Source organism: Lelliottia sp. JS-SCA-14 (assembly GCF_035593345.1).
GTDB classification, from domain to species: Bacteria; Pseudomonadota; Gammaproteobacteria; order Enterobacterales; family Enterobacteriaceae; genus Enterobacter; species Enterobacter wanjuensis.
Genome location: NZ_CP141606.1, coordinates 810,196 through 832,382 on the forward strand (window position 1 = coordinate 810,196; position 22,187 = coordinate 832,382).

Annotated in this window: 21 protein-coding genes; 11 read left to right on the plus strand and 10 right to left on the minus strand. The window is 54.9% G+C overall.

The annotated features are described in order from the left end of the window. The 7 genes from ftsQ to mutT all read left to right on the plus strand — a co-directional run bounded on the left by ftsQ (position 1) and on the right by mutT (position 8,384). Positions 1–843, plus strand: coding sequence for a cell division protein FtsQ (ftsQ, locus tag U9O48_RS03835; protein ID WP_095280776.1), 843 nt, complete (start codon positions 1–3; stop codon positions 841–843). After that, on the plus strand, positions 840–2,096 hold the full coding sequence (ftsA, locus tag U9O48_RS03840; protein WP_095280777.1) for a cell division protein FtsA: 1,257 nt from the start codon (positions 840–842) through the stop codon (positions 2,094–2,096). The genes ftsQ and ftsA overlap by 4 nt, the downstream gene beginning before the upstream one ends. 111 nt (positions 2,097–2,207) lie before the next feature. Next, positions 2,208–3,359 carry a cell division protein FtsZ gene (gene ftsZ / locus U9O48_RS03845; protein WP_006173842.1) on the plus strand — a complete coding sequence of 384 codons (1,152 nt, stop codon included), beginning with the start codon at positions 2,208–2,210 and terminating at the stop codon, positions 3,357–3,359. A gap of 101 nt (positions 3,360–3,460) precedes the next feature. Next, positions 3,461–4,378, plus strand: coding sequence for a UDP-3-O-acyl-N-acetylglucosamine deacetylase (gene lpxC / locus U9O48_RS03850; protein ID WP_282491652.1), 918 nt, complete (start codon positions 3,461–3,463; stop codon positions 4,376–4,378). A gap of 275 nt (positions 4,379–4,653) precedes the next feature. After that, positions 4,654–5,157 carry a secA translation cis-regulator SecM gene (gene secM / locus U9O48_RS03855; protein WP_282491653.1) on the plus strand — a complete coding sequence of 168 codons (504 nt, stop codon included), beginning with the start codon at positions 4,654–4,656 and terminating at the stop codon, positions 5,155–5,157. 60 nt (positions 5,158–5,217) lie between these two features. Beyond that, the gene (gene secA, locus U9O48_RS03860; protein WP_282491654.1) at positions 5,218–7,923 is read left to right on the plus strand and encodes a preprotein translocase subunit SecA; all 2,706 of its coding nucleotides are present in this window, start codon (positions 5,218–5,220) and stop codon (positions 7,921–7,923) included. A 59-nt stretch (positions 7,924–7,982) separates the two neighbouring features. Next, positions 7,983–8,384 carry an 8-oxo-dGTP diphosphatase MutT gene (mutT, locus tag U9O48_RS03865; protein ID WP_282491655.1) on the plus strand — a complete coding sequence of 134 codons (402 nt, stop codon included), beginning with the start codon at positions 7,983–7,985 and terminating at the stop codon, positions 8,382–8,384. A 32-nt stretch (positions 8,385–8,416) separates the two neighbouring features. Here mutT and yacG read toward each other — a convergent pair whose 3' ends face one another. From yacG to coaE, 3 genes are read right to left on the minus strand one after another with little or no spacing between them, the layout of a single operon-like run. Further along, positions 8,417–8,611: a DNA gyrase inhibitor YacG gene (yacG, locus tag U9O48_RS03870; protein ID WP_282491656.1), complete on the minus strand. Its 195-nt coding sequence runs from the start codon at positions 8,609–8,611 to the stop codon at positions 8,417–8,419. 9 nt (positions 8,612–8,620) lie between these two features. Next, positions 8,621–9,364 carry a cell division protein ZapD gene (zapD, locus tag U9O48_RS03875; RefSeq protein WP_282491657.1) on the minus strand — a complete coding sequence of 248 codons (744 nt, stop codon included), beginning with the start codon at positions 9,362–9,364 and terminating at the stop codon, positions 8,621–8,623. Next, entirely contained in the window at positions 9,364–9,984 is a 621-nt protein-coding gene (gene coaE / locus U9O48_RS03880; protein ID WP_324723549.1) for a dephospho-CoA kinase, read from the minus strand. Before coaE ends, zapD begins: the two co-directional genes overlap by 1 nt. Before the next feature lie 228 nt (positions 9,985–10,212). Between coaE and U9O48_RS03885 the strand changes: the two genes are divergently transcribed. Next, complete coding sequence (locus U9O48_RS03885; RefSeq protein ID WP_282491659.1) at positions 10,213–11,256, plus strand: GMP reductase; 1,044 nt, start codon at positions 10,213–10,215, stop codon at positions 11,254–11,256. Between the two features lie 35 nt (positions 11,257–11,291). Here the strand turns inward: U9O48_RS03885 and hofC are convergent, their stop codons facing one another. The 4 genes from hofC to nadC all read right to left on the minus strand — a co-directional run bounded on the left by hofC (position 11,292) and on the right by nadC (position 15,398). After that, positions 11,292–12,488, minus strand: coding sequence for a protein transport protein HofC (gene hofC, locus U9O48_RS03890; protein ID WP_324723551.1), 1,197 nt, complete (start codon positions 12,486–12,488; stop codon positions 11,292–11,294). After that, the gene (gspE, locus tag U9O48_RS03895) at positions 12,478–13,863 is read right to left on the minus strand and encodes a type II secretion system protein GspE (protein WP_285150661.1); all 1,386 of its coding nucleotides are present in this window, start codon (positions 13,861–13,863) and stop codon (positions 12,478–12,480) included. Before gspE ends, hofC begins: the two co-directional genes overlap by 11 nt. An 11-nt stretch (positions 13,864–13,874) precedes the next feature. Beyond that, positions 13,875–14,312, minus strand: coding sequence for a prepilin peptidase-dependent pilin (ppdD, locus tag U9O48_RS03900; protein WP_285153772.1), 438 nt, complete (start codon positions 14,310–14,312; stop codon positions 13,875–13,877). Positions 14,313–14,504: 192 nt separating this feature from the next. Beyond that, on the minus strand, positions 14,505–15,398 hold the full coding sequence (gene nadC, locus U9O48_RS03905) for a carboxylating nicotinate-nucleotide diphosphorylase (RefSeq protein WP_282491664.1): 894 nt from the start codon (positions 15,396–15,398) through the stop codon (positions 14,505–14,507). An 87-nt stretch (positions 15,399–15,485) separates the two neighbouring features. Between nadC and ampD the strand changes: the two genes are divergently transcribed. After that, the gene (gene ampD / locus U9O48_RS03910; protein WP_285145993.1) at positions 15,486–16,049 is read left to right on the plus strand and encodes a 1,6-anhydro-N-acetylmuramyl-L-alanine amidase AmpD; all 564 of its coding nucleotides are present in this window, start codon (positions 15,486–15,488) and stop codon (positions 16,047–16,049) included. Further along, positions 16,046–16,900, plus strand: coding sequence for a beta-lactamase regulator AmpE (ampE, locus tag U9O48_RS03915; RefSeq protein WP_285145992.1), 855 nt, complete (start codon positions 16,046–16,048; stop codon positions 16,898–16,900). The genes ampD and ampE overlap by 4 nt, the downstream gene beginning before the upstream one ends. 18 nt (positions 16,901–16,918) lie before the next feature. Here ampE and U9O48_RS03920 read toward each other — a convergent pair whose 3' ends face one another. The 3 genes from U9O48_RS03920 to aroP form a co-directional block, all read right to left on the minus strand. Further along, positions 16,919–17,869 (minus strand): family 43 glycosylhydrolase, encoded by a 951-nt coding sequence (locus U9O48_RS03920; protein ID WP_324723556.1) that lies wholly within the window; start codon positions 17,867–17,869, stop codon positions 16,919–16,921. Between the two features lie 10 nt (positions 17,870–17,879). After that, positions 17,880–19,277, minus strand: coding sequence for a glycoside-pentoside-hexuronide (GPH):cation symporter (locus U9O48_RS03925; RefSeq protein ID WP_285157950.1), 1,398 nt, complete (start codon positions 19,275–19,277; stop codon positions 17,880–17,882). Positions 19,278–19,438: 161 nt separating this feature from the next. After that, positions 19,439–20,809, minus strand: coding sequence for an aromatic amino acid transporter AroP (gene aroP, locus U9O48_RS03930; protein WP_285145989.1), 1,371 nt, complete (start codon positions 20,807–20,809; stop codon positions 19,439–19,441). 537 nt (positions 20,810–21,346) lie between these two features. Here aroP and pdhR point away from each other — a divergent pair. Continuing rightward, entirely contained in the window at positions 21,347–22,111 is a 765-nt protein-coding gene (gene pdhR, locus U9O48_RS03935) for a pyruvate dehydrogenase complex transcriptional repressor PdhR (protein WP_103947083.1), read from the plus strand. The last annotated feature ends 76 nt before the right edge of the window (positions 22,112–22,187 follow it).

Consider the following 22,187-nt stretch of genomic DNA (forward strand, 5'->3'; position numbering starts at 1 on the left):
ATGTCTCAGGCTGCACTGAACACGCGCAACCGCGAAGAAGAAGAGGAATATTCTTCTTCGGGTCGGAGTAATGGAACGCGTCTTGCAGGGATTTTGTTCCTGCTGGGTGTGCTGTGTACCGTGTTTATCAGCGGCTGGATGGTGTTGGGCTGGATGGAAGATGCGCAACGGTTGCCGCTGTCAAAACTGGTGGTCACCGGCGAGCGTCACTACACGCGTAACGATGATATTCGCCAGTCGATCCTGGCGCTGGGATCGCCTGGAACCTTCATGACCCAGGACGTCAACATTATCCAGAGCCAGATTGAACGTCTGCCGTGGATAAAACAGGCGAGCGTCAGAAAGCAATGGCCTGATGAATTGAAGATTCATCTGGTTGAATATGTGCCCATTGCGCGTTGGAATGATCAGCATATGGTCGACGTAGACGGAAATTCGTTCAGCGTCCCGGCCGATCGTGTCAGCAAGCAAAGTTTACCGATGTTGTCTGGCCCGGAAGGCAGCGAAAACGAAGTGCTACAAGGTTTTCGCGAAATGGGTCAGGTGCTGGCTAAGGACAGATTTGCGTTAAAAGACGCGGCAATGACAGCGCGCCGTTCATGGCAGCTGACGTTAACGAATGGGATTAAGCTCAATCTCGGCCGCGGCGACACGATGAAGCGTTTGGCGCGTTTTGTAGAACTGTACCCCGTTTTACAGCAGCAGGCGCAGACCGACGGCAAACGGATAAGCTACGTTGATTTGCGCTATGACTCAGGCGCAGCAGTCGGTTGGGTACCGGCTCCGGTTGAGGAACCTAATCAGCAACAGAATCAGGCACAGGTACAGGCAGAACAACAATGATCAAGGCGACGGACAGAAAACTGGTAGTTGGACTGGAGATTGGCACCGCTAAGGTTGCCGCTTTAGTAGGGGAAGTTCTGCCCGACGGTATGGTCAATATCATTGGCGTGGGCAGTTGCCCGTCCCGTGGTATGGATAAAGGTGGGGTAAACGACCTCGAGTCGGTGGTGAAATGCGTACAGCGCGCCATCGATCAGGCAGAATTAATGGCAGATTGCCAGATTTCCTCCGTCTATCTGGCCCTCTCTGGTAAGCACATTAGCTGCCAGAACGAAATCGGGATGGTGCCGATTTCCGAAGAGGAAGTGACGCAGGAAGACGTTGAAAACGTTGTGCACACGGCTAAATCCGTGCGCGTGCGCGATGAACATCGTGTACTGCACGTGATCCCGCAGGAATATGCGATCGACTATCAAGAGGGTATCAAAAACCCGGTCGGCCTTTCCGGCGTGCGTATGCAGGCAAAAGTGCACCTGATCACATGTCACAACGATATGGCGAAAAACATCGTTAAAGCCGTTGAACGTTGTGGCCTGAAAGTTGACCAACTTATTTTTGCAGGACTGGCAGCAAGCTACTCGGTGCTGACCGAAGACGAACGTGAACTGGGCGTCTGTGTGGTTGATATCGGTGGTGGTACAATGGACATGGCCGTGTATACGGGCGGTGCATTGCGTCACACCAAAGTGATCCCATACGCCGGGAATGTGGTGACCAGCGATATCGCTTATGCCTTTGGTACGCCTCCGAGCGATGCAGAGGCCATTAAAGTGCGCCATGGTTGTGCATTAGGCTCCATCGTCGGCAAAGACGAGAGCGTTGAAGTGCCAAGCGTGGGCGGTCGTCCGCCGCGCAGTCTGCAGCGCCAGACGTTGGCCGAGGTGATTGAGCCGCGTTACACCGAGCTGCTTAACCTGGTCAACGAAGAGATTTTACAGTTACAGGAACAGCTTCGTCAGCAGGGTGTGAAACACCATCTTGCGGCGGGGATTGTCTTAACCGGTGGTGCAGCGCAAATTGAAGGTCTCGCTGCCTGTGCCCAGCGCGTGTTCCATACGCAAGTGCGTATTGGTGCGCCGCTGAATATTACCGGTTTAACGGATTACGCTCAGGAGCCGTATTATTCAACGGCCGTGGGCCTGCTGCATTACGGGAAAGAGTCCCACTTGAGTGGTGAAGCAGAAGTCGAAAAACGTACGTCGGTCGGTTCCTGGGTCAAACGACTCAATTCCTGGCTGAGAAAAGAATTTTAATTTTTAAAGAGACCGGAGAGAATTAGCGGTCTCAGGCGACAGGCACATACGCGGAATCATTCACTATGCCCAGGCAGGCAGAATGATGAAGTGTAAAAACGGAGAGAAACCATGTTTGAACCAATGGAATTAACCAACGACGCGGTGATTAAAGTCATCGGCGTCGGTGGCGGCGGCGGTAACGCTGTCGAGCATATGGTGCGTGAGCGCATCGAAGGTGTTGAGTTCTTCGCTGTTAACACCGACGCTCAGGCCCTGCGAAAGACGGCGGTAGGCCAGACCATTCAGATCGGTGGTGGTATCACCAAAGGTCTGGGCGCTGGGGCTAACCCGGAAGTCGGTCGCAATGCGGCTGAAGAAGACCGTGAAGCATTGCGTGCTGCACTCGATGGCGCCGATATGGTGTTTATCGCAGCGGGCATGGGCGGCGGTACCGGTACAGGTGCTGCGCCAGTCGTGGCTGAAGTGGCAAAAGATTTAGGTATTCTGACCGTTGCTGTCGTGACTAAGCCTTTCAACTTTGAAGGCAAGAAGCGTATGGCATTCGCGGAGCAGGGTATCACTGAGCTGTCCAAACACGTGGACTCTCTGATTACTATCCCGAATGACAAACTGCTGAAAGTGCTGGGTCGCGGTATCTCCCTGCTGGACGCGTTTGGCGCAGCGAACGACGTGTTGAAAGGCGCGGTTCAGGGTATCGCTGAGCTGATTACTCGTCCGGGTCTGATGAACGTCGACTTCGCGGACGTCCGCACCGTGATGTCCGAAATGGGCTATGCGATGATGGGCTCTGGCGTGGCGAGCGGTGAAGACCGTGCAGAAGAAGCCGCTGAAATGGCGATCTCTTCTCCACTGCTGGAAGACATCGATCTGTCTGGCGCACGCGGCGTGCTGGTCAACATTACCGCTGGCTTCGATCTGCGTCTGGACGAATTTGAAACAGTAGGTAACACCATTCGCGCATTCGCTTCTGATAATGCTACTGTGGTGATCGGTACTTCCCTTGATCCGGAAATGAACGATGAACTGCGTGTGACTGTTGTGGCGACCGGTATCGGCATGGACAAACGTCCTGAGATCACCCTGGTCACCAACAAACAGACTCAGCAGCCGGTGATGGATCGCTACCAGCAGCACGGCATGGCGCCGCTGACGCAGGAGCAAAAACCGGCCGCGAAAGTGGTTAACGACAATACGCCGCAAACTGCGAAAGAACCAGATTATCTGGATATCCCAGCGTTCCTGCGTAAGCAAGCTGACTAAGAATTGGCTGGAATTTGGGGATTTTCGCTCTTTGTGCTAAACTGGCCCACCGTTAGTGATATACACTCTCGGTTGGATAAGTAATTTGGCGAGATTATACGATGATCAAACAAAGGACTCTTAAACGTATCGTTCAGGCGACTGGCGTCGGTTTACATACCGGCAAAAAAGTCACACTGACGTTACGCCCTGCGCCGGCCAATACCGGGGTCATCTATCGTCGCACCGACTTGAATCCACCGGTAGATTTTCCGGCCGATGCCAAATCTGTGCGTGATACTATGCTCTGTACTTGCCTGGTGAATGAGCATGACGTGCGGATTTCTACCGTAGAGCACCTGAACGCCGCCCTGGCGGGTCTGGGTATCGACAACATTGTGATTGAAGTCGATGCGCCAGAAATCCCAATCATGGACGGTAGTGCTGCTCCGTTCGTTTATCTCCTGCTTGATGCGGGTATTGATGAACTGAACTGCGCGAAGAAATTTGTACGCATTAAAGAGACAGTTCGCGTTCAAGACGGCGACAAGTGGGCTGAATTCAAGCCGTTTAATGGTTTCTCGTTGGACTTTACCATCGACTTTAACCATCCGGCGATTGATGGCAGCAACCAGCGCTATGCGATGAACTTCTCTGCTGATGCGTTTATGCGTCAGATTAGCCGTGCACGTACTTTCGGTTTCATGCGTGATATCGAATATCTGCAGTCCCGTGGCCTGTGCCTGGGCGGCAGCTTCGATTGTGCCATCGTTGTTGACGATTATCGCGTACTGAACGAAGACGGCCTGCGTTTTGAAGATGAATTCGTTCGTCACAAAATGCTGGATGCAATCGGCGACCTGTTCATGTGTGGTCACAACATCATTGGTGCATTTACCGCGTTTAAATCCGGTCATGCACTGAACAACAAATTGTTGCAGGCAGTCCTGGCAAAACAGGAAGCCTGGGAATTTGTGACCTTCCAGGACGAAGCAGAGCTTCCACTGGCGTTCAAAGCACCGAGCACGGTTCTGGCGTAACGGTTCATTCCGTATCGTAAAATCGACTGGTTGACCTGGTACTCTCTCCGGCCAGGAAGACCAGTCGTTTTTGTTTTTGCACTTCTGAATTTCTTCCCCGCATGATAATTGCCCGCTAAGCACAGAATGTGCGCGCGTTCGCTGCATTCTTGACCGTTTTTACCCGTGGCAATCTGTCATTCCTGCTGCTGAATTATCGCTTTAGTGATAATATCTGTGCGCTAAATAGTATCTGAACGCATGCCTGTACGGGCCTGCATACGATGGTGGATTAGGTGAGCGGAATTCTAACGCGCTGGCGACAATTTGGCAGACGTTACTTCTGGCCGCATCTCTTATTAGGGATGGTTGCGGCGAGCTTCGGCTTGCCTGTACTCAGCCATAGCGCAGAAGCGGCAACGCCCGCGAACACCACCACGGCCAAGCACGATCTTTCCACGCGGGTTAATTTCACGAACCTCGCGCTGCTGGAAGCCAGTCGCCGTCCTAACTTTACCGTCGATTACTGGCATCAGCATGCTATCCGCACTGTTATCCGTCACCTCTCTTTCGCCATGGCTCCACAGGCTGTGCCTGTCGTGGAAGAGTCGCTCCCGGTTCAGGCGCAACATCTCGCTCTGCTGGATACGCTCAATGCCCTGCTGACGCAGGAGAGCAAACCGCCGGTCATCGTTCGTCAGATGACGAATATCGCTTTCATTCCACACGCCGCCTTCTCGGTCTCTGCCTGGATAAGCCAGGTGCAGGGTATCCGCGCCGGGCCACAACGCCTCAGCTAAATTAACTGTTTTTCAATACCTTAATTTATCTGCCCATGATGGGGCGTGTGAGAATTTATTATGCTAATCAAGTTATTAACCAAAGTTTTCGGTAGTCGTAACGATCGTACCCTGCGCCGCATGCGCAAAGCGGTCACCGTCATCAACGGTATGGAACCGGAGATGGAAAAACTCTCCGATGACGAACTGAAAGCGAAAACCGGTGAATTCCGTGAGCGTCTGGCAAAAGGCGCAACTCTGGAAAGCCTGATCCCGGAAGCCTTCGCCGTGGTTCGCGAAGCGAGTAAACGCGTGTTCGGGATGCGTCACTTCGACGTTCAGCTGCTCGGCGGTATGGTTCTGAACGAACGCTGCATCGCAGAAATGCGTACGGGTGAAGGTAAAACCCTGACCGCAACGCTGCCTGCGTACCTCAACGCACTGACCGGTAAAGGCGTTCACGTCGTCACCGTCAACGACTATCTGGCGCAGCGTGACGCCGAAAACAACCGTCCACTGTTCGAATTCCTCGGTATGTCCGTGGGTATCAACATGTCTGGCCTGCCTGCTCCGGCCAAGCGCGAAGCTTACGGCGCGGATATCACTTACGGCACCAACAACGAATACGGTTTTGACTACCTGCGCGACAACATGGCGTTTAGCCCGGAAGAGCGCGTACAGCGCAAACTGCACTACGCGCTGGTGGATGAGGTCGACTCAATCCTGATCGATGAAGCTCGTACCCCGCTTATCATCTCTGGCCCGGCTGAAGACAGCTCCGAGATGTACCGCAAAGTCGACAAAATCATTCCGCACCTGATCCGTCAGGAAAAAGAAGACTCCGATACCTTCCAGGGCGAAGGTCACTTCTCCGTGGACGAAAAAGCGCGTCAGGTTAACCTGACCGAACGCGGTCTGGTGCAGATCGAAGAGCTGCTGGTTGAGCAGGGCATCATGGAAGAGGGCGAGTCACTTTACTCCCCGACCAACATCATGCTGATGCACCACGTTACCGCAGCGCTGCGCGCTCACGTGCTGTTCACCCGCGATGTGGATTACATCGTGAAAGACGGCGAAGTCATCATCGTTGATGAACATACCGGCCGTACCATGCAGGGCCGTCGCTGGTCCGATGGTCTGCACCAGGCTGTGGAAGCCAAAGAAGGCGTGGATATCCAGAACGAAAACCAGACCCTGGCTTCTATCACTTTCCAGAACTACTTCCGTCTGTATGAAAAACTGGCGGGCATGACCGGTACAGCGGATACCGAAGCGTTCGAATTCAGCTCCATCTACAAACTGGATACCGTCGTCGTTCCGACTAACCGTCCAATGATCCGTAAAGACATGCCGGATCTGGTGTACATGACCGAAGCGGAAAAAATCCAGGCAATCATCGAAGATATCCGCGAGCGCACCGCTGCAGGTCAGCCGGTGCTGGTGGGTACGATTTCCATCGAGAAATCCGAAGTGGTTTCTCACGAGCTGGATAAAGCGGGCATCAAGCACAACGTGCTGAACGCCAAATTCCACGCCAAAGAAGCGGATATCGTTGCTCAGGCCGGTTATCCGGCGGCAGTGACCATCGCCACCAACATGGCGGGTCGTGGTACCGATATTATGCTGGGTGGTAGCTGGCAGGCCGAAATCGCCGAGCTGGAAAACCCAACTCCAGAACAAATTGCGCAGATCAAAGCCGACTGGCAGGTACGTCACGATGCGGTTTTGGCGTCTGGCGGTCTGCACATTATCGGTACCGAGCGTCACGAATCTCGTCGTATCGATAACCAGCTGCGCGGGCGTGCGGGTCGTCAGGGTGATGCCGGTTCTTCCCGCTTCTACCTGTCGATGGAAGATGCCCTGATGCGTATCTTCGCCTCTGACCGTGTGTCCGGCATGATGCGTAAACTGGGGATGAAACCAGGCGAAGCGATCGAACACCCATGGGTGACCAAAGCGATTGCCAACGCCCAGCGTAAAGTCGAAAGCCGCAACTTCGATATTCGTAAGCAGCTGCTTGAATATGATGACGTAGCTAACGATCAGCGTCGCGCGATCTACTCCCAGCGTAACGAACTGCTGGACGTGTCCGACGTGAGCGAAACCATCAACAGCATTCGCGAAGATGTCTTCAAAGTGACCATCGATGCGCATATTCCGCCGCAGTCTCTGGAAGAGATGTGGGATGTTGAAGGCCTGCAGGAACGTCTGAAAAACGACTTCGATCTCGAACTGCCGATCAAAGAGTGGCTGGACAAAGAGCCAGAGCTGCACGAAGAAACGCTGCGCGAACGTATTCTGGAAACTGCGGTTGCCGTTTACAAGCAGAAGGAAGAAGTGGTTGGCGTTGAGATGATGCGTCACTTCGAGAAAGGCGTCATGCTGCAGACTCTGGACTCCCTGTGGAAAGAGCACCTGGCAGCGATGGACTACCTGCGTCAGGGTATCCACCTGCGTGGCTATGCGCAGAAAGATCCTAAGCAGGAATACAAACGTGAATCCTTCGCGATGTTCGCGTCTATGCTGGAGTCACTGAAATATGAAGTGATCAGCACCCTGAGCAAAGTTCAGGTGCGTATGCCGGAAGAAGTGGAAGCGATGGAGCAGCAGCGTCGTGAAGAAGCTGAGCGTCTGGCGCAGATGCAGCAGCTGAGCCATCAGACCGATGAAGACGAAGCCGCCGCCGCGATCGCAGCCCAGACGGGCGATCGCAAAGTGGGTCGTAACGATCCGTGCCCATGCGGTTCCGGTAAAAAATACAAAGCGTGTCATGGCCGTCTGAGCTAAACATGTATCACCAATCGAAAAGGCGCAGATTTCTGCGCCTTTTTTATGGAAGTCACAATATGAAAGTACTGCAAATCGCTGTCGGGATTATTCGTAACCCGCAAAATCAAATCTTTATTACTCAGCGCGCCGCGGATGCCCACATGGCCAATAAGTGGGAATTTCCTGGCGGTAAAATCGAATCAGGAGAAACGCCGGAACAGGCGCTGGTACGAGAGCTGCAGGAAGAGGTGGGAATTACTGCGCTGGAACCGAGACTGTTCGATAAGCTCGAATATCAATTCCCGGACAGGCACATCACGCTGTGGTTCTGGATGGTTGAACGCTGGGAAGGTGAGCCGTGGGGCAAAGAAGGGCAGCCTGGAAATTGGGTTGAGCTGGAGGCGCTGGACGCCGATAAATTCCCGCCTGCCAATGAACCGGTGATTACAAAACTGACTCAGGAACTGAAGGCCTGCTAAGCACGTTCTCAGCAGGCACAACGGATATCGCGTTACTGTTGCTCTTCGCTCCAGTCATCGCTATCGGACAGATCGCCCGCGCTCGGGATGCGTTTCTCTTCTGCCGCCCACTCTCCCAGATCGATCAGCTGGCAGCGTTTGCAGCAGAACGGGCGAAACGGGCTGATCTCTCCCCAGACAACGGCTTTGCCGCAGGTCGGGCAGTTTACGGTAATAATTTCGGACATCAATACTCCTCAGCAGCAAGCCAGTTCAAAATCGAGACGTTCTGGCACGGTGCCATTCTCACTATCCAGCGGCATAAAGCGAATCGCAAAACGGCTTTTATGCCCGGAAATCTGCGGATAGAGCTGATCGCTGAGCGACAGATTCAGGCGCAGCAGATCGGCATCGTCGCCATTATCCTGGTAGAAACCGTTAAGGCTGGTTTGCTTACGAAACGGTGATGAGTGGCGCACGAGATCGAGGATCAGCGTCAGCGCCTGGTTCATCGGCTCCAGGCTTTCCATCCAGCTGTTCACCTGCGCATCACGCTGTTCTTGCTGCATGTGCAGCCACATGTGCAGCGTCGGCAGGTCAAAGCTGCAGCAGCCGCCCGGAATACTCAGACGCTGGCGCACCAGAGCAATCAGGCGATCTTCACGCAGAAACTGCCCCACGCGAGGTGCGGCCATCAGGACTGTGCTGCTTTGTTTCAACTGCAGACGCAGGGAGTCAATCCGGCTCTGATCGACGCCCGGGACTTCCGCCCATCCCTGCAATTTACGCTGCTGACGCTCAAGCTCTTTCAGTAACTCGGTGCGGACATCACCGCGCTCAATGACATCCAGCAGATCGCCGACGTTGCGAAAAAAATGCAGTGCGGTGGCGTGATCGGCGATAGGACGGTGATGCGACATCTGCTGAACGAGAAATTCGATGCGCAACCAGGTGCGCATTTTTTCATTGAGCGGGTGCTCAAAAAGGATGTGCGTATTCATTATGGTTTTTCCTGTGCTACGGCCTGCGCGGCGTAGGTCAGATATTGGGCGTGCAGGCGGGCGACATCCGAGGCAATGCGGTCGGGCGCGCCATCATTATCAATAACATCATCTGCGACGGCAAGGCGCGCTTCACGCGTTGCCTGCGCAGCAAGAATCTGTTCAGCGTGCTGGCGGGAGACATTATCGCGCAGCATCGTTCGCTGAAGCTGTGTCTCAGGCGACACATCAATCACCAGAATACGATCTGCCTTATGCTGAAGCTGATTTTCAACAAGCAAGGGAACAACCCAGAGAACATAAGGCGACGTGGACCCGGCGATCTGGCGCTGAGTTTCCTGGTGAATCATGGGGTGCAGGAGGGCGTTGAGCCAGGCTTTTTCCGCCGGCTGCGAAAAGATACGCTCACGCAGCAGACGCCTGTTCAGCGTGCCATCGGCGTTGATCACGCTCTGTCCGAAATGCGCGGCGATAGCATGAAGACCGGGTGTATGAGGCTCTACCACCTGACGGGCAATAATATCCGCATCAATAATCGCGATACCTAAGCGAGAAAAAGCGTCAGCCACGGTGCTTTTGCCACTGCCGATACCGCCCGTTAACGCAACGATGTACCCCATTAAACCAAATCCTGGGAATTATTCATTTTTAAAATCAGCTGGTTAGAAAGTAAACTTACACTAGCGAATGGTTAACTCTGTTTACCCGCTTTTGACCAGGTAAATTTATAGGATTGTAGCGTAAAAAAAGAGAAAATCGCAGTCTTGCGGAGCAGGTATTAGTGCGTATGATAGCGTCACTGGAGTTGTGCTTTTAATATATTTGCCTCTAACCCCAGGAATCCGCACATGCGTATCGAAGAAGATCTGAAGTTAGGTTTCAAAGACGTTCTTATCCGCCCTAAACGCTCTACGCTGAAAAGCCGCTCAGACGTTGAACTCGAACGTCAATTCACCTTTAAACACTCCGGTCAGACCTGGTCTGGCGTGCCTGTGATTGCTGCCAATATGGATACCGTGGGTACCTTTGCGATGGCAACGGCGCTGGCGAAATTCGATATTCTGACCGCCGTGCACAAACACTACAGTATCGAAGAGTGGAGCGCGTTTGCCGCTTCTGCATCCGATGATGTGAAGAAACACATCATGGTATCGACCGGTACATCCGATGCGGATTTCGAGAAAACCAAACAAATTCTGGTCGCGAACCCTGAGTTCAATTTTGTCTGCATCGACGTGGCGAACGGCTATTCCGAACACTTCGTGCAGTTCGTCAGCAAAGCGCGTGCGGCCTGGCCGACCAAAACCATCATCGCGGGTAACGTTGTGACCGGCGAGATGTGTGAAGAGCTGATTCTGTCCGGCGCGGATATCGTCAAAGTCGGTATCGGCCCGGGCTCAGTTTGCACCACGCGTGTGAAAACGGGTGTCGGTTATCCGCAGCTTTCCGCCGTGATCGAGTGTGCCGATGCGGCGCACGGTCTGGGCGGACAGATCATCAGCGACGGTGGCTGCACCATGCCGGGCGATGTGGCGAAAGCCTTCGGTGGCGGCGCAGATTTCGTGATGCTGGGCGGTATGCTGGCCGGTCACGAAGAGAGCGGCGGCACGGTGGTTGAAGAAAACGGCGAGAAATTCATGCTGTTCTACGGCATGAGCTCTGAATCCGCCATGAATCGCCATGTTGGCGGCGTGGCGCAGTATCGCGCAGCCGAGGGCAAAACCGTGAAACTGGCGCTGCGTGGCCCGGTTGAGAACACCGCTCGCGATGTTCTGGGTGGCCTGCGTTCTGCATGCACCTACGTCGGTGCATCCCGCCTGAAAGAGCTGACTAAGCGCACGACGTTTATCCGCGTTCAGGAACAGGAAAACCGCGTATTCAATAGCCTGTAATCGCTCTCCCGCTGGCGCGCACCCGTGCGCCAGCGTTATCCCGCACTCATCGCATCCCCCAAATGGAAAATCGGCAGATACATCGCCACCACCAGGGTTCCGATAATCACACCTGTCACAATTAACAGCAGCGGCTCTAACAGCGACGCCAGATTATCCGCGTGCTGAAATGTCTGCTCATTATGATGACGCGCCAGATTCGCCAGCATCGTGTCCAGCGCACCGGAAATCTCCCCCGTTCGTACCAGTTGAATACACAATGGCGTGAAGATCCCCGCTTCACTCAGTGATGACCAGATGGGGGCACCTTGCACTACGCGTTCCCTGATATCCCGCAGCACCTCTTTCCAGAACAGGCCCTCGACGGATTCCTGTGCACTCTCTAGTCCTTGTAAAAAGGCGATACCCGCCTGCTGCGTCAGGGAGAGGACGGTGTAGATTTGACTCAGTTTCTGCCCGCGAACAAGCGCCCCCATGACGGGCAAACTCAATACCCTGCGCTGGCTAAAGCGCTGCCATCCCGCATGTTGCCGCACGCTGCGTAGTGCGATGAATGGAAAGAGCATGATGAAAACCAGCCCAATAATGTGCTGACGAATAAAATCCGCAAACTCCATCACCCAGCGCGTCAGTAGCGGAAGAGGGGTATTAAAGGTTTTATAGATACCCGCAAATTCCGGTAATACGAGCGTGACCATCGCCAAGACCACGACAGCGGCCAGGGTCAGAATGATCGCCGGGTAACGCAGGGCCTTTTTCACCTTCGCACTCAGTTGCTGATGAGATTTTTGCTGCTGCGCCAGCTGGCGGCAGCACTCTTCCAGTTTTCCGGTCAGCTCGCCGGTTTTCATCATTGAGATATACAGCGGAGAAAAAACCTCTGGCCATTTTTTCAGGGCATCGGAGAACGCGCAGCCTGCGCTGAGATCTTCCGCAAGACTCGACAGTAGCGCCTGCCATTGCTTAACAGGATGTTGCTCGGCCAGCATTTGCAGGCTGTAAGCGAGCGTGAGCCCTGCCTGAAGCAGGGCGGCAAGCTGGCGGAAAAGCTCATAGCAGTGCTGCGGCTGCCATTTCTGGAGCATCAGACTGCGCGAGAGTGCCAGCGGACAGAGTGCCCGACCAGACAACAGATTCAAGGCCGCCTCCCGATCGACTGCCCAAAGGGTGCCCTGCTGGAGCTCTCCCTCTAACGTCAAAGCCCGCCAGCGCCAGAGATGGTTAGCAGCCATCCGGTAGCCCCAGCACGCGAACGATCTCCTCCAGCGTGGTATGACCTTGCTCAACGGTCAGGCAGCCGTGTGCAAAGAGCGTGGTCATCCCGGTGCGCCGTGCGGTGTGGTCAATTTGTTCAATCGACGCGCCGCTGGCAATGGCCTGGCGGATGTCGCTGTTCACCGAGAGCACTTCAAACAGGGCGACGCGGCCATAAAAGCCGTGATAACAGCGATCGCATCCTGCCGGCTGCCAGTGAGGAAGCTCACGCGGCCAGACAGTCTCTGGAAGCGTTATCCTTTGGTCAGTCTCTTTTCGGCAGTGCGGGCATAAGCGGCGGACCAACCTCTGGGCAATCACCAGCGTCAGAGCTGAGGAGACCATCCAGCGGGCTACGCCCATCTGCTGTAAGCGGATCAGCGTTTCGGTGGTGGAGTTGGTATGCAACGTTGAGAGCACCAGATGCCCGGTCTGCGCAGCGTTGATGGCAATCTCAGCCGTTTCGCCATCGCGGATCTCGCCCACCATGATGATGTCCGGATCCTGACGCAAAAGTGCTCGCAGCACGCTTTGAAAGGACAGACCGGCGCGCGGGTTGATCTGCGTCTGATTCAGCCCGGCAAGCGGAATTTCAATCGGATCTTCGACGCTGCAAATATTCACGTCCTGACCGTTCCGGGCCTGCAGCGCGCTATAGAGCGTGACGGTTTTCCCACTGCCGGTCGGGCCGGTCACCAATAAAAGCCCCTGCGGCTGATGGAGCGCATCGGCAAACAGCGCGCGCTGGGCCTCCGTCATCCCTAAGGCATCCAGTTCCAGCGCCTGTTGCACCTGGTGCAGCAAGCGCAGAACGATTTTTTCGCCTCCTCGGCAGGGGAGCGTTGCGATACGAAACGAGACGGCGTTGCCTGCCAGCTCAACGGTGAACTGCCCGTCCTGCGGCAAACGGCGCTCGGCGATATCCAACTCCCCCAATACCTTCAGGCGGGCGATCAGCGTGGTCGCCACCGCAGCCGTTAAGGGCGGCTGCGGGTATAGCACACCGTCGATACGCAAACGGATTTGCCAGGTCTCGCCCGCGGGCTCGACGTGGATATCCGAGGCGCGCTGGCTGAGGGCCTGCAAAAGCGTCCGGTTGAGAATATCGACCGCTGAACTCGTCACCAGAGTGGTGACCGGTAAAGAGGATTGGGATGACGCCTGCTGATGTTTCTCCATCCGCTCTTTCGACCAGCACTCAATATCAATCCGCTTTTGCGTGGCGAAGCGCAGGGCTTCCATCATCTGTGATGCTGGTGTGTCCACCACGGCAATGTTGATCGTCTCATCGTTGCTGCCTAACAGCAGCGCATGATGGCGCTGGCACAGCAGCGTCAGTTGCTCTGTATTCATGGTCAGCGCCTTTATTTGTTATCGAAGCGGAAAACGTCTTCGCACGCCTGCTTTAACGCGCTGTCATTAGCGATAGTGCAGTCGCGCGTCCAGCCGGTGATGCCGTCCCCGTCGCTCCAGACCGGTGCCAGCAGAACTTCCAGACCGTTCAGGCTCTCCTGGCCTGTCAGTGCCACCACACCTTTGGCAACGCTCATCGCAGAGACATAGCGCGTGGTCGTTGGAGAGCGAATGCCGTTGGTTCCGCCATCGCAGGTATCGACTCCGCCGTGCTCAAGTGCGCAAAGTTCAATGGCCGTGCGATAGGGGACAAAGGTTTGCAACATATCCGTCAGCGCGGCTTTGCGCAGATAGTTCTGGTACGCAGGCACGCCGATGGCGCTGAGAATCGCGATAATGCCAATGACGACCATTAGCTCAATGAGGGTAAATCCTTGTTGTCTGTTCATGTCAGCTCCTTGGGTTTCGTGACGCCACTGTGGCAGCGCGAAGAGACAAACACGAGGAGCGAAAAAAGGATCGTGAAGGGCGATTCAGAGGATTTTAAAGCGGTTGCATTGCTGCATTAACACTTTGCGAGGCGCGTCGTAAAAGCGTGCGAAGTTCCTCCTCTCCCGTAGAAGAGGAGGAATAAACCTGTATTATTTGAAGCGCATAGAGAGGTCGAGGGCCTGGACGTGTTTGGTGAGCGCGCCAACGGAGATAAAATCCACGCCAGTTTCAGCAAACTCGCGCAGGGTTTCATGGGTGACGTTGCCGGAGACTTCCAGCTGCGCCTGACCGTTGGTGCGTTTAACCGCTTCGCGCATCTGCTCTGTTTCGAAGTTATCGAGCATGATGATATCGGCCCCGGCTTTGAGCGCGGCATCGAGCTCGTCGAGGTTTTCGACTTCCACTTCGACAGGCACATCCGGGTGCAGCCAGAAGGCTTTTTCCACCGCCTGACGTACGGAGCCGGAGGCGATAATGTGGTTCTCTTTGATCAGGAAGGCGTCGGATAACCCCAGACGGTGGTTGGCGCCGCCGCCGCACAGCACCGCGTATTTCAGGGCGGTGCGCAGGCCAGGCAGCGTTTTACGGGTATCCAGCAGCTGAGTTTTGGTGCCTTCCAGCAGGTTAACATAGCGACGAACGGCACTCGCCACGCCGGATAAAGTCTGGACGAAGTTCAGTGCGGTGCGCTCACCCGTTAACAGTACGCGGGACGGGCCATGAAGTTCAAAAAGAGGCTGACTGGCGCTGATGCTGTCGCCATCCTGAACGTGCCAGGTTATCTGTACGTCATCGCCGGCGAGCTGGGTAAAGACCTCTTCGACCCAGCGTTTTCCGCAGAATACGCCGTCTTCGCGGGTGATGATCACCGCGTGCGAGCGCGTCTCTTTAGGCAATAATTGTGCGGTAATATCGTTGTCCGCATTGACCTCGCCGCCCAGATCTTCACGCAGTGCGTGGGCGACGCTCGCCGGGATATCGAGGTTAATACGTTCCAGAAGCGCTTCACGTCGGTGGTCGGGGTTGTAACGGCGAGTCGGCATGATAAAACTCCAAATTGGTAACGAATCATAAGATTGAAACATGCTACTCTGAACCGAGAATCTGCACCATATATAAGGAGAGCCAGCATGCAGTTACAAGACGGATGGCTGGTGGATGCGCGGCACGTACCGTCGCCGCACCATGATTGCCGCCCGGAGGATGAAACGCCCTCACTGCTGGTGGTCCACAATATTAGCCTGCCACCGGGTGAATTTGGCGGTCCGTGGATCGACGCATTATTCACCGGAACAATCGATCCCAACGCCCATCCATTTTTTGCGGAAATTGCGCACCTGCGCGTTTCTGCCCATTGTCTGATTCGCCGTGACGGTGAGATCGTCCAGTATGTTCCTTTCGATAAACGCGCGTGGCACGCCGGTGTCTCGGTCTATCAGGGGCGTGAACGCTGTAACGATTTTTCGATTGGTATTGAGCTGGAAGGCACAGATACTACGCCGTACACCGACGCGCAGTACCAGGCGCTGGTGGCGGTGACGCGTGAGTTGACCGCGTTGTACCCAAAAATTGCTGACAACATCACCGGGCATAGCGATATTGCGCCAGTGAGAAAAACCGATCCAGGCCCGGCGTTTGACTGGTCCCGGTTTCGCGCCATGCTAACCGCTTCGTCAGATAAGGAGATGACATGACGTTGTTTACCATGCTGCTGGTGATGATCGCTGAACGGTTGTTTAAACTGGGCGAGCACTGGCATTTGGATCACCGGATGGAAGTGATCTTCCGTCGGATTAAACATTTTTCGATGCTACGCACTCTCCTGATGACCGCCGTGGTGATGGGCGTGGTGTTCCTGCTGCTGCGCGCGCTGCATGGCCTGTTTTTCAACGTGCCGCTGCTGGTGGTGTGGATCCTGCTGGGCGTGCTGTGCATCGGTGCTGGAAAGGTTCGGTTGCACTACCATGCCTATCTGAAAGCCGCATCCCGCGACGATAGCCACGCGCGTGGCGCGATGGCGAGCGAGCTGACGCTGATCCACGGCGTTCCGCCGGACTGCAACGAGCGCGATTACTTGCGCGAGCTGCAAAACGCGCTGCTGTGGATTAACTTCCGCTATTACCTCGCGCCGCTGTTCTGGTTTGTGGTGGGCGGCCCACTGGGGCCGGTGTTCCTGATGGGCTACGCTTTCTTACGCGCCTGGCAGACCTGGCTGGCGCGCTATCTGACGCCGCACGAACGACTGCTGTCAGGCATCGATGCGATTTTACACGTGCTGGACTGGCTGCCGGTGCGCCTGGTGGGCGTGGTGTATGCTCTGATTGGTCACGGCGAGAAGGCGCTTCCGGCGTGGTTTGCTTCCCTGGCGGATCGTCATACCTCGCAGTATCAGGTGCTGACGCGTCTGGCGCAGTTCTCCCTGGCCCGCGAACCGCACACGGATAAAGTCGAAACCCCGAAAGCAGCGGTGTCGATGGCGAAGAAAACCTCGTTTGTGATTGTGGTGCTGGTCGCGTTGCTGACGATTTACGGCACGCTGGTGTAAGCCAGCGCACCGCATTCCTCAATATGTATCCGCAGGCGGGATGCCAAAATCGGGCATCCCGTTTTCGTTCCAGCGCACGACTTTCAGGCGGGTGTGACGATTTGGATCGTACAGCGGGTCGCCCTCAATTTCGGTGTAATTGCGCGCGTGATACACCAGCACATCTTCCCCATCCGGCGTCTGCGTAAAGCTGTTATGCCCCGGCCCGTACTGACGATTTTCGTAGCTGGTAGTGAACACCGGGCGTGGTGATTTGTGCCAGTTGGCCGCGACACGCGGATCGGCGCTTTTATCAATCCACAGCAGCCCCATGCAGTAGTTCTCATCCGTCGCGCTGGCGGAGTAGCTGATAAACAGCCTGTCGCCATGCTCCAGCACTGCCGGGCCTTCGTTGACCCAGAACCCGCGACACTCCCAGTCATACTCCGGTTTGCTGAGCATCACCGGCTCGCCTTTAAGCGTCCACGCGTTTTCCATTTCACACAGATAGAGATTGGAGTTGCCTGAGATATCCGGCGCTTTTTGCGCCCACAGATACCAGCGCTTGTCTTGATGAACGAAAGTGGTGGCATCGAGCGCAAAAGTATCGAACGGCGTGACGATTTGCCCTTTCTCGACCCATTTTCCGGCCAGCGGATCGCTGTCGGCGCACTCCAGGGCGAACATCCGGTGCTGGAACATATTCAGCCCATCGAGCGCTTGAGTATGCGCGGCGGCAAAGTAGATGATCCATTTGCCGTCGATGTGATGCAGTTCCGGTGCCCAGATCAGCTCGCTCATCGGCCCGGCCTCGGGTTTTCGCCAGACCACCACCTCTTCGGCGCTGCGCAACCCTTCCAGCGAATCGGCGCGGCGGATCGCCAGTCGGTCGTACTCGGGCACCGAGGCGATGAAGTAATACAGCCCTTCGTGATGCAGAATAAACGGGTCGGCACGTTGTTCGATAAAGGGATTGGGCCAGTCACGCATTGGGCTTTCCTTATTTGGTTTCAGCGGCTTTGAGTTCCTGATAGTCATTCAGCTCGCGATAGTTCATGCGGCGTTTCTCCAGGTCTTCCTGAATCTGTTTCATCAGGTCACGGTCTACTTTCAGCAGACGCACCACACCTGCGGTAATCAAATAGCCAACGCCCGGTATGATGGTAAACAGCAGGACGATGCCGTTGATGGCATCGGCGCTTTGCGCCTTAGCACCCGCGTCGTAGCCGTACCAGGAGAGCAGGAATCCGACCATCGCCCCGGCGATCGCCAGCCCCAGTTTGAGGAAGAAAATGTTGCCTGAGAAGCTGATTCCGGTGATGCGCTTCCCGGTTTTCCACTCGCCGTAGTCGTCCACGTCGGCCATCAGGGACCAGTGCAGCGGGGACGGGATCTGATGCAGGACGTTGAGCAGGAAGTAGAGCACCACGATGGTGGTGGTGGCTTTCGGGTCGAAGAAGTAGAACGCGCTGGAGAAAATGGCCAGGGCGATGTTGGTCCAGAAGAACACTTTCAGCTTGCACCAGCGGTCGGTCAGGGTTTTTGCGAGGATGCTGCCGAGCATCATGCCCACCACGCCGAGGCTGATAAACAGGGTGGCGAAATGGGTGCTTTGCCCCATCACCCAGGTGACGTAGTACATGGTCGCCGCCATGCGGATAAAGCCAGGGCACACGTTGCACAGGGTCAGAAGCAGGATGCGCACCCACTGATCGTTCTTCCACACGTCTTTCAGATCGTTTTTCAGTTCATCATTGGTTTGTACCGCCGGGCGAATACGTTCTCGTACGGTTGAGAAACTAAACAGGAACATACAGGTGCCAATCAGCGCCAGCACGGTCATCGCCATCTGGTAGCCTTTGGCTTTGTCGTCACCGCCAAAAAACTCCACCATCGGCAGCAACGTTAACGAGAGCAACAGCGTCGCAATCCCGACCATCACAAAGCGATACGACTGACAGGCCACACGCTCTTTTGGATCGTTGGTGATTACGCCACCCAGCGAGCAGTAAGGGATGTTGATGGCCGTGTAGGTGAGCGACAGCAGGAAGTAGGTGACAAACGCATAGATAACTTTGCTGTTGTAAGTCCACTCCGGCGTGGTGAACATCAGAATACTGAACAGAGCATAGGGGAACGCAATCCACAGCAACCATGGACGAAATCGGCCATATTTACTGCGGGTACGGTCAGCGATCGCGCCCATGATCGGGTCGGTGATGGCGTCAATCACGCGAACTGAGAGTAACAACACCCCGACCAGCGCGGGGGCCAGGCCGAAGATATCCGTATAAAAATAGTTAACAAACAACATAATGGCGCCAAAGATGATGTTGCATCCCGCGTCGCCCATGCCATAGCCGATCTTTTCTTTTACAGACAGTTTATTGTTATCCATCGACAGCTCTCCGAGTTTCGGTATGGAGAGAATTATTCGCTGGCGAAGGAATATATGCGTTGCAGGATAAGGGCGGTGATATGGATGAAATGGCTGTGGGTGAGAATTTGTGAGGCAGGTAACACGCTCTGTACCCCAGTCGGGCACAGAGCGAGACGGGATTAATGCGCTTTTACGGTTTTGGCATTTTTCTGTTTGAACAGATAGCCCACGCCGAGAATCAAAATCCACACGGGGATCAGATAGACGGAGATCGCCATGCCCGGTGTGATCAGCATGATGACTAGCACCGCTGCCATAAAGATCAGGCATACCCAGTTGCCCAGCGGATAGAACAGGGCAGGGAAGCGGGTTTTCACACCTTGCTTCTGCTTGGCGCGACGGAACTTGATGTGCGCCAGGCTGATCATCGCCCAGTTAATCACCAGTGCGGAAACCACCAGCGCCATCAGCAGACCAAATGCCGATTCCGGTGCCAGGTAGTTGATCAGTACACACAGGGCGGTCACCACGGCGGAGACCATAATGGAGTTCACCGGCACGCCGCGTTTATCGACGTTCAGCAGCGCTTTTGGTGCGTTGCCCTGCTGAGCCAGACCGAACAGCATACGGCTGTTGCAGTAGACGCAGCTGTTATAGACAGACAGCGCCGCCGTCAGTACCACGATGTTGAGCGCGTTAGCCACGAAGGTATCGCCCAGCTCATGGAAGATCAGGACAAACGGGCTGGTGTCAGCGGTGACGCGTGTCCACGGCAGCAGGGAGAGCAGGACTGCCAGCGAACCCACATAGAAGATCAGAATACGGTAGATAACCTGGTTGGTGGCTTTCGGGATGCTCTGCTCAGGGTTATCGGCTTCTGCGGCGGTAATCCCGACCAGCTCCAGACCACCGAACGAGAACATAATGATTGCCATCATCATTACCAGACCGGTCATGCCGTGAGGCAGGAACCCGCCTTGCTCCCACAGGTTGCGCACGGTCGCCTGCGGGCCGCCGTTGCCGCTGAACAGCAGCCAGCCGCCGAAGATGATCATCGCTACAACCGCGATCACTTTGATAATCGCAAACCAGAACTCCATCTCACCGAACACTTTGACGTTGGTGAGGTTGATGGCGTTGATGATCACGAAGAAGGCCGCGGCCGATGCCCAGGTTGGGATCTCCGGATACCAGAACTGAATGTACTTACCGACGGCGGTCAGTTCCGCCATGGCAACCAGAACGTACAGCACCCAGTAGTTCCAGCCTGAGGCGAAACCGGCAAAGCTGCCCCAGTACTTATAGGCAAAGTGGCTGAAGGAGCCGGCTACTGGCTCTTCAACCACCATTTCGCCGAGCTGGCGCATAATAAGGAAGGCAATAAAGCCCGCGATGGCGTAACCCAGAATAATCCCCGGACCTGCCGACTGAATGACGGATGCGCTGCCCAGAAACAGGCCGGTACCGATAGCGCCACCCAACGCGATGAGCTGTATATGGCGGTTTTTAAGGCCGCGCTTTAGCTGATCGCCATGCTGTTGAGCTTCCATTTGAAACCTCGTGTGTGGTTGTTATGTTCACGCTCGAGCGTGTGTAATTATGAAAGTCCATTTTCTGTATTTTTTTCTTTACGGTGAAGTTGACCGAAAAAAGCGGGGGTGACTTCCGTTGACGCCAGAATAGTGGTAAGCGGACCCGAATGCACCTGCTTTATGAAGGGATGTCGATCGCTTGAATAAAAAGAAAGCATTTGTAAATACGTCCGCTTCACTCCCTTAACCCATCTATAGAATAAAAATGCTCCATAAGTGGGCGAATTTTCATTATTTACCTTGTTGAATCGCTTCAGATTGCAAATCCCCTCGTTTCAATAAGGTTAAAACACCCTCTTTAGTGGTAACCAGTTCATTTGTGCAAAGTTACATTTCTGAAACGTTATTTCTGTAAGGTTGTTAAAATGTGCAGGGTTTACTGATTTCAATCAAAACCAATATGGACAGAAGGTGAATACTTTGTTACTTTAGCGATACGAACATGAAATTGGTAAGACCAATTGACTCCGGGCAAAAAGGCGTAAGACAGGGAATATGGCCTACAGCAAAATTCGCCAACCAAAACTATCGGATGTGATAGAGCAGCAGCTGGAGTTTTTAATCCTCGAAGGGACTCTGCGCCCCGGTGAAAAACTCCCGCCTGAACGCGAACTGGCTAAACAGTTCGACGTTTCCCGTCCCTCTCTGCGTGAGGCGATTCAACGTCTCGAAGCGAAGGGCTTGCTGCTACGTCGTCAGGGCGGCGGAACTTTTGTGCAAAACAGCCTGTGGCAGAGCTTCAGCGATCCGCTGGTAGAGCTTCTTTCTGACCACCCAGAATCCCAGTTTGACCTGCTTGAAACCCGTCACGCGCTTGAAGGCATCGCGGCTTATTACGCGGCTCTGCGCAGCAATGATGAAGATCGTGAACGTATTCGCGAGCTTCATCAGGCCATTGAACGGGCCCAGCAGTCAGGCGATCTCGACGCTGAGTCCGATGCCGTCGTCCAGTATCAAATTGCCGTCACCGAAGCGGCGCACAATGTGGTGCTGCTCCATCTGCTACGCTGCATGGAGCCGATGCTGGCCCAGAATGTTCGACAGAATTTTGAATTGTTGTACGCCCGCCGGGAAATGCTCCCGTTGGTCAGCAACCATCGCACCCGAGTTTTCGAGGCGATAATGGCCGGGGAACCGGAGCAGGCGCGTGAAGCGTCGCACCGCCACCTGGCTTTCATTGAGGAAATCTTGCTGGACCGCAGCCGTGAACAGAGTCGTCGAGAACGTTCACTGCGCCGCATACAGCAACGAAAGGATTAAGCGCCTGGCATTTTTAGAGCGCGGCAACTAAACGCAGAACCTGTCTTATTGTGTTCTTTGTTGAGAGCACAATGGG